The organism is Burkholderia sp. 28_3, assembly GCF_003253915.1.
Classification (GTDB): Bacteria; Pseudomonadota; Gammaproteobacteria; order Burkholderiales; family Burkholderiaceae; genus Burkholderia; species Burkholderia cenocepacia.
On sequence record NZ_QKZF01000059.1, the window covers coordinates 1 to 7,485 of the forward strand.

Consider the following 7,485-nt stretch of genomic DNA (forward strand, 5'->3'; position numbering starts at 1 on the left):
CGGGTCCATCACCGCGCCCGACAGGATGTGCGCGCCGATCTCGGAACCCTTCTCGAGCACGCACACGCCGATCTCGGCGCCTTTCTCGGCGGCCAGCTGCTTGAGCCGGATCGCCGCCGACAGCCCGGCGGGGCCGCCGCCGACGATCACGACGTCGTATTCCATCGATTCGCGCGGGCCGTATTGCGCGAGCAAGTCCTGTGTGGTCAAAATCCTGTCTCCTGCTGCGTCCCGACCGTCAGTGGGTCAGAACTGGTCTTCCGTCAACGCGAGCACGCTCTCGTTGCCCTTCGCGCCGACGATCGACGCTTCGAGCGCACCCGCCTGTACCAGCACGTGCTCCGCATAGCATTGCGCGATCGCGATCTTCGCGTCGAAGAACGCCGGGTCGCTCGCACGGTTCGCGTGCGCAGCCACCAGCGCGCGCGCCATCTGCCAGCCGCACAGCACCACACCCGCCAGCTTCAGGTACGGCACGCTGCCCGCGAACACCGCGTTCGGGTCCTGCTTCACGTTCGCGAGCACGTAGTCCACCACCGCCGCCAGCGAGCGCGCGCCCTTCTCCAGCTGCGCCTTCATCGACGCGGCCGCCGCACCGTCCAGCTTGCCGAGCGCCGTCACCGTGTCGCCGATTTCCGCGAGCAGCGCCTTCGCCACCGCGCCGCCGTCGCGCAGCGTCTTGCGGCCCACCAGGTCGTTCGCCTGGATCGCCGTCGTCCCTTCGTAGATCGCCAGGATCCGCGCATCGCGGTAGTACTGCGCCGCGCCCGTCTCCTCGATGAAACCCATCCCGCCGTGCACCTGCACGCCCAGGCTCGCGACGTCGTTCACCATCTCCGTGCTCCAGCCCTTCACGACCGGCACCAGATACTCGTAGATTGCCTGATGACGCGCGCGCGTCGCCTCGTCCGAATGGCGGTGGGCAATGTCGCTGTGCGCGGCAGCCACGTAGGCCAGCGCCCGCGCGCCTTCGGTCAGCGCACGCATCGTGCCCAGCATCCGGCGCACGTCCGGGTGATGGATGATCGTCACCGACTGCCTGGCCGAGCCGTCCACCGGGCGGCTCTGCACGCGTTCCTTCGCGAATTCGGCCGCCTTCTGGTACGCGCGGTCGGCCACGCCGATCCCCTGCATCCCGACCCCGAAGCGCGCCGCGTTCATCATGATGAACATGTATTCGAGGCCGCGGTTCTCCTCGCCCACCAGATAGCCGATCGCGCCGCCGTGATCGCCATACTGCAGCACCGCCGTCGGGCTCGCCTTGATCCCGAGCTTGTGCTCGATCGACACGCAGTGCACGTCGTTGCGCGCACCGAGCGAGCCGTCGTCGTTGACCATGAACTTCGGCACGATGAACAGCGAGATGCCCTTCACGCCTTCCGGCGCGTTCGGCGTGCGCGCGAGCACCAGGTGGACGATGTTGTCCGCCATGTCGTGCTCGCCCCACGTGATGAAGATCTTGGTGCCGAACACCTTGTAGGTGCCGTCGCCCTGCGGCTCGGCGCGCGAGCGCACCAGCGCGAGGTCGGAGCCCGCCTGCGGCTCGGTCAGGTTCATCGTGCCGGTCCATTCGCCCGAGATCAGCTTCGGCACGTAGCGCTGCTTCTGCTCGTCGGTGCCGGCCGTCAGCAGCGCCTCGATCGCGCCGTCGGTGAGCAGCGGACACAGCGCGAACGACAGGTTCGACGCGTTCAGCATCTCGATGCACGGCGTCGCGATCAGCTTCGGCAGCCCCTGGCCGTCGTACTCGGCCGGATGCTGCAGCCCCTGCCAGCCGCCCTCGACGAACTGGCGGAACGCTGCGCCGAAGCCCGGCGTCGCGGTCACGACACCGTCCTTCCAGCTGCTCGGATTGCGGTCGCCTTCGACGTTCAGCGGCGCCAGCACCTCGCCGCAGAATTTCGCGGACTCGTCGAGCACGGCCTGCGCCGTGTCGTAACCCGCATCCTCGAAGCCCGGCAACTGCGCGACGGCGTCGATGCCCGCGAGTTCCTTCAGCACGAACAGCATGTCCTTGACGGGGGCGTTATAGCTCATGGTCGATGTTCCAATCAGGCGGTGAATAGGGCGCGACGCGGGCCCGGTACGGCAAAACCGGCCAGCGCCGCGACGTGATGGGCCATCCTAACGCCGGGACTCCCGATTCCGATTGTCATATCCGGCCCACATGGTGACAAAACCGGCCACGTCGCGCGCCGGCGGCGGCCGTCGCATCTGGCCGCGAAAGCCCGTCTGGCGGGCGTCAGCGCCCGTCCGGCTGCCGTTCCGGCCGGGTGGCGAAATAGTGCGCGGGCGAATCGCCGAGCGCCTTTCGGAACATCGCGATGAAGTTGCTGGGCGATGCGTAACCCAGCAGGTCCGACACCTCGGCCACCGGACAGCCGCGGGCGAGCAGGTCGAGGCCGCGCGCGAGCCGGGCCTGCTGGCGCCATTGCGCGAAGCTCAACCCGGTTTCGGCCGACATGAGCCGCCGCAACGTGCGCGGCGACATCGCACCGAACGCCGCCCACGCATCGAGCGTGCGCCGGCTGCCGGGATCGTCGAGAAGCGCCCGTGCCACCCGCGCGAGCCGCGGATCGGCGGGCATCGGCACGTGCAACGCCTCGCGCGGCGTGCGACGGATTTCGTCGTGGATGACCGCAGCCATCCTCGCGTGCTCCGGCGCCAGCGGCGCGTGCTTGTCCCATTCGATCGCACGATGCGCGAGCGAACGCAGCACCGCGCTGATGCCGATCACGCACGGTTCGTCCGGCAGGCCCGCGCAGAACGGCGGCGCGGCCAGCAGCACCCAGCCACCGGGCGCGCCGCTCACCCGCACCTTGTGCGGCATGCCGGGCGGCACCCAGCCCGCACGATGCGGCGGCAGCAGCCACGCACCGCGCGGCGTATGAACGTGGATCAACCCCGCCTCGACACACAGCACCTGACCGCGCGCATGCGCGTGCCAGTCATAGTCGCGTGTGCCGAGCCGATACGCGCTGGCCGGATCGTCATTGCCACGCAGCGCGATCAGCGCGGGGCCGTCCAGCCATTCGCTGTAGTCGGGAGGCGCCAGGTCGGCAGCGGTACGGTTATCCATATTGGCCAGTCTACGGCATTGAACGGCCAGATGCCGTTATCCGCCCACCCGTGACGCACGGAACAATGCATGCCGGACCGCGCACCCCGCGCGGCTAACGGAGAGCGTTCCATGCACGACATTCACGTGGCCATCGTCGGTGCAGGTCTCGGCGGCCTGGCCCTCGCCCAGGCCTTGAAACAGGCCGGCATCGCGTTCGATGTCTACGAGCGCGACGCGGCCATCGACAGCCGGAGGCAGGGCTACCGCATCCGGATCGACGCGACCGGCCAGCGCGCGCTGGCGGCCTGCCTGCCGGCCGGGCCGGCGGCATTGTTCCGGGCATCGGCGTCGCAGGGCACCGGCGCCGTGCGGCTCGCGACGCCCCGGCTCACGCCGGCCCACGGACATGCACCCGCCGGCTGGCACACCGCACCGGACACGGCGGACCTGAGCGTGAACCGGCTGACCCTGCGGGAAATCCTGATGGCCGGCATCGAGGATCGCGTGCATGTCGGCCATGCGGTCGACCGCTATCGAGTACTGCCCGACGGCCGCGCACACGTGACGTTCGCGAGCGGCACGTCCGGGTCCGTCACGTGCGACGTGCTGGTCGGCGCGGACGGCATCCATTCGACCCTCCGCGCGCAGCTCGTTCCGGCGGCCGCGCCGGTCAGGAGCGGCGCCCTGTGCGTCTACGGCAGGACCCGGCTGCCGACCGACGATCCCGCGTTCCCCGAAGCCGCCGGGTTGCGCGCCGCCACCACGGTGATCGTGGCCGACGGGTGCGCGGCGGTCCTCGAGGACATGCGGTTCCGCACCGACCTGCGGGCGCTCGCGGCCCATGCGCTGCCGTGCAGCCGGTTCACGCCGCCGGACGACTATTTCTACTGGGCCGCGATCGGACCGTCGAGCCGCTTCGGGCTGGATGACGCCGACCCGACGGCTGCGCTCGCGGCGCGAATCCCGGCCGCGCTCCGGCATGTCGTGCGGGACTGGCACCCGGTGCTGCGCCGCCTGCTGCTCGACACACCGTCCGACGCCGTCACCGCGCTGCCCGTGCGTCGCGGACGCCCCGACGTAGCGCTGCCGGCCGGCCCGGTGACGCTACTGGGCGACGCGATCCATGCAATGAGTCCCGCCGGCGGCGCGGGCGCCAATACGGCGCTCAGGGATGCCGCCGCGCTGGCGGCGCGGCTGGCCGGGCAGACCGCCAACGGTGGCGATATCCGGCACGCGCTGACGCGATATGCGGAAGACATGCGCGTGTGGGCGACCGACGCGGTGATCGCGTCCGATCGCGCGGCCGCGCGGCTGTTTGCCGGGAATTGAGCGGAATGTGTCCGTCGATCGGAAATCCAGATCGCCAATTGCGGCGACGCACGCCGAAGGAAACGATCGGCCGGGTGCGCGCCTGCACGGCCCGAGCTGTGAAGGTCGCCGGTTATGGGAATGTCCGCCAAAAACCGGCCGTGGAAACCGCAAAAGGAGCCGGTTATGGGATTCAATCCGCGAACCCGCGCATCCGCGCCACTCAGCGTCGCGCCCGCGTCACGCCCGCCGCCGATACGTCCCCGGCGTACTCCCGGTCCAGTGCCGGAACGCGCGATGAAACGCGCTCGGATCGTCGAAGCCGATATCGGCGCCGATCGCCGCGATCGTGTCGGGCGTATCGGTCAGCCGCTGGATCGCGATATCGCGCCGCAGTTCGTCCTTCAGCACCTGGAACGTCGTCCCTTCCGCCGCCAGGTGACGGCTCAGCGTCCGCACCGAACAATGCAGATGCTCGGCCGCCTGGTCGATCACGGGCAGATCCGGCAGCGCCGCCGACAGGTATTGCCGCACGCGATGGCACACGAGCTGTTCGCTGAACGATTCGAAGATCCAGTCGCCGGGCGCGCGCGCGAGGAACTTGCGCAGGTTGCGCTTGCTCTGCCGGATCGGCGCGTCGAGGTAGTCGGCGCTGAAGCGCATCAGCGTGCGCTCGCAGTCGAACTGCACGGCGCCGGTGAAGAAGTACAGGTGATCGACCGCATGGCGCGGCCGCGGGCACGCGAACTCGATCTGCAGCAGCGGAATCTTCTGCCCGATCAGCCACGAGCACACGCCGTGCACGAGCTTGAGCATCAGCTCCTGGCCGAGCGCGCCGATCGGCCCGATGGCGTCGTTCGGACGCAGCAGCACCTGCGCGACGAGATCGTCGCGCTTCGATTCGACGAAGAAGTCGTCGAGCAGGATATGGAAAAATTGGCCGAAACGGTGCAGCGCCGTTTCGAGATTGCGCGCGTCGAGCAGGCTCAGGCACAGGTACTTCAGCGTGCCGCCGCGCAACGGGCGCGAGAAGATGCCGGGCATCTCGTCGTCGAGGTCGATCGCGAGCGTGCGGTACAGCGTCGAGAACTGCTCCTCCGTCACGCGCGCGTGCGGCTCGCCGAGCAGCTCGATCGGAATGCCGGCGCCGCGCAGGTAGCGCTCGACCACGTCGCGCTGCACGCCCGCGCTCGCGAGAAAGCCGTTGACGAGCGAGATCGGCACCGTCGCGCTCGGCGACGGCAGCGCACGCCCGGGCCGGGCGGAAAGTGAATCTGAGCCGGTCATCGCGTCCCCGTCGATCGAACCGACCGCATTGTACTTGAGCGGCCCGCGCGCCCCCTTCGGCGTGGCCGGCGCACCGGGCCGCGCCGCCGCGGCCGCGCGGCGCGTCGTGCCCATCAGTCGGTGCGGCTGAGTTCCCGGCGCAGGATCTTGCCGACCGTCGACTTCGGCAGCCGCTCGACGAAACGGACGAGCTTCGGCACCTTGTACGCGGCCAGGCTCGCGCGGCAATGCGCGACGAGTTGCGCCTCCGTCACGTCGGCGTCCGCCGCGAGCACCACGAACAGCTTGACGGCCTCGCCCGTGCGCGGATCCGGCACGCCGATGCACGCGCATTCGGCGACGCCCGGCAGCGCGGTCGCGACCGCTTCCACCTCGTTCGGGTACACGTTGAAACCGGACACGATGATCATGTCCTTCTTGCGGTCGACGATCCGCAGGAAGCCGGCCGCGTCGAACACGCCGACGTCGCCGGTACGGAAATAGCCGTCCGCGGTGAACGCGGCCGCGTTCGCGTCCGGCTTCTGCCAGTAGCCGCTCATCACCTGCGGCCCCTTCACGCAGATCTCGCCCGCCTCGCCGATCGCCACCTCGCGATCCTGGTCGTCGAGCAGCTTCACGTCGGTCGACGGCAGCGGCAGGCCCGTGGTGCCCGTGAACCGGTCGATCGACTGCGGGTTGAACGACACGACCGGCGACGTTTCCGACAGCCCGTAGCCTTCGCGAATGAAATTGCCCGTCACCGCCTTCCAGCGCGACGAGATCACGTCGATCACCGCCGCCCCGCCGCCGGCCGACAGCTTCAGCCGCGACCAGTCGACCTCCTTCAGGCGCGGATGGCCGGCGAGCCCCGCGTACAGCGTGTTCACACCGACGAACACCGTCGGCCGCGCGGCCTTCAGCACGTCGATGAACCCGTCCATGTCGCGCGGGTTCGCGACGAGCCAGTTCTGCGCGCCGATCGCGAAGTAGGACAGGAAGTTCACCGTCAGCGCGAAGATGTGATACAGCGGGATCGCCGTGACGACGACCTCCTCGCCCGGCCGGCGCGCATCCGGCACGATCGCCGCGAACTGCGCGATGTTCGCGACGAGGTTGCGATGCGACAGCGCCGCGCCCTTCGACAGGCCGGTCGTGCCGCCCGTGTATTGCAGCAGCAACAGGTCCGCGCCGCTCAGCGCCACCGGCTCGCATGCGAGCGATTCGCCGGCGGCGATCGCCTGCGCGAGCGCGGTCGAACCGGGCGGCAGCGCGTCGCAGGTGCCGGCCGGCGCATCGACGACGCCGAGATCCTCGCGCCCCACGCTCAGCACGGTGCGCACGCGCGTGCCGCCGACCACGTCCGCGAACGTGCCCATCGACCCGCCGCAGACGATCGCCACCTCGACTCCCGCGTCGTTGAGCTGATGCTCGAGCTCGCGCGCGGTGTAGTGCGGATTCACGTTGACCTGGATCGCGCCGATCCTCGCGACCGCGACGAACACGACCGGGAACGCGAGCACGTTGGGCAGCATCACCGCCACGCGATCGCCCTTGCGCACGCCGACGACCTGCTGCAGATACGCGGCCAGCGCGGTCGACAGGCGCTCGACGTCGGCATAGGTGAGCGTGCGGCCGAACGCATGGAGCGCCGGACGGTCGGCGAAGCGGCGCATCGCGTCGTCCAGCAGCGCGCTGACGGAAGGATGGCGATCGGCGTCGATCTCGGCGGGGATCGAGCCATACGACCCGGTCCAGTGATCTCGTACCGACTGTCAACGCATGTTCGCGGCTTCGGAGCAGGGCTCTACGCCGGTTCGGGCATAGGCTGGTTGCGGCGAGACTGGCGGACC

General features: G+C 69.7%; 6 protein-coding genes. 1 reads left to right on the plus strand and 5 read right to left on the minus strand.

The features are described 5' to 3' along the window. The 3 genes from DFS13_RS39265 to DFS13_RS39275 form a co-directional block, all read right to left on the minus strand. Positions 1-210 (minus strand): NAD(P)-binding protein (locus DFS13_RS39265; RefSeq protein WP_134163194.1); only part of this gene is annotated, 210 nt, incomplete at its 3' end. A 36-nt stretch (positions 211-246) separates the two neighbouring features. After that, on the minus strand, positions 247-2,037 hold the full coding sequence (locus DFS13_RS39270; protein ID WP_077057095.1) for an acyl-CoA dehydrogenase: 1,791 nt from the start codon (positions 2,035-2,037) through the stop codon (positions 247-249). Between the two features lie 205 nt (positions 2,038-2,242). Continuing rightward, positions 2,243-3,079: a helix-turn-helix domain-containing protein gene (locus DFS13_RS39275; RefSeq protein WP_060263421.1), complete on the minus strand. Its 837-nt coding sequence runs from the start codon at positions 3,077-3,079 to the stop codon at positions 2,243-2,245. Between the two features lie 111 nt (positions 3,080-3,190). On the opposite strand from DFS13_RS39275, the gene DFS13_RS39280 reads away from it, so the two are divergent. After that, the gene (locus DFS13_RS39280) at positions 3,191-4,390 is read left to right on the plus strand and encodes an NAD(P)/FAD-dependent oxidoreductase (protein ID WP_111442887.1); all 1,200 of its coding nucleotides are present in this window, start codon (positions 3,191-3,193) and stop codon (positions 4,388-4,390) included. A 219-nt stretch (positions 4,391-4,609) separates the two neighbouring features. Here the strand turns inward: DFS13_RS39280 and DFS13_RS39285 are convergent, their stop codons facing one another. Both DFS13_RS39285 and DFS13_RS39290 read right to left on the minus strand, forming a co-directional pair. Continuing rightward, the gene (locus tag DFS13_RS39285; protein WP_006498528.1) at positions 4,610-5,770 is read right to left on the minus strand and encodes an AraC family transcriptional regulator; all 1,161 of its coding nucleotides are present in this window, start codon (positions 5,768-5,770) and stop codon (positions 4,610-4,612) included. Then, positions 5,770-7,368 carry an AMP-binding protein gene (locus DFS13_RS39290; RefSeq protein ID WP_111442888.1) on the minus strand — a complete coding sequence of 533 codons (1,599 nt, stop codon included), beginning with the start codon at positions 7,366-7,368 and terminating at the stop codon, positions 5,770-5,772. Before DFS13_RS39290 ends, DFS13_RS39285 begins: the two co-directional genes overlap by 1 nt. Positions 7,369-7,485: the final 117 nt, after the last annotated feature.

Coding starts and splice junctions, on each gene's coding strand:
- DFS13_RS39270 (WP_077057095.1), bottom strand. CDS start 2,037: ATGAGCTATAACGCCCCCGTCAAGGACATGCTGTTCGTGCTGAAGGAA.
- DFS13_RS39275 (WP_060263421.1), bottom strand. CDS start 3,079: ATGGATAACCGTACCGCTGCCGACCTGGCGCCTCCCGACTACAGCGAA.
- DFS13_RS39280 (WP_111442887.1), top strand. CDS start 3,191: ATGCACGACATTCACGTGGCCATCGTCGGTGCAGGTCTCGGCGGCCTG.
- DFS13_RS39285 (WP_006498528.1), bottom strand. CDS start 5,770: ATGGGCACGACGCGCCGCGCGGCCGCGGCGGCGCGGCCCGGTGCGCCG.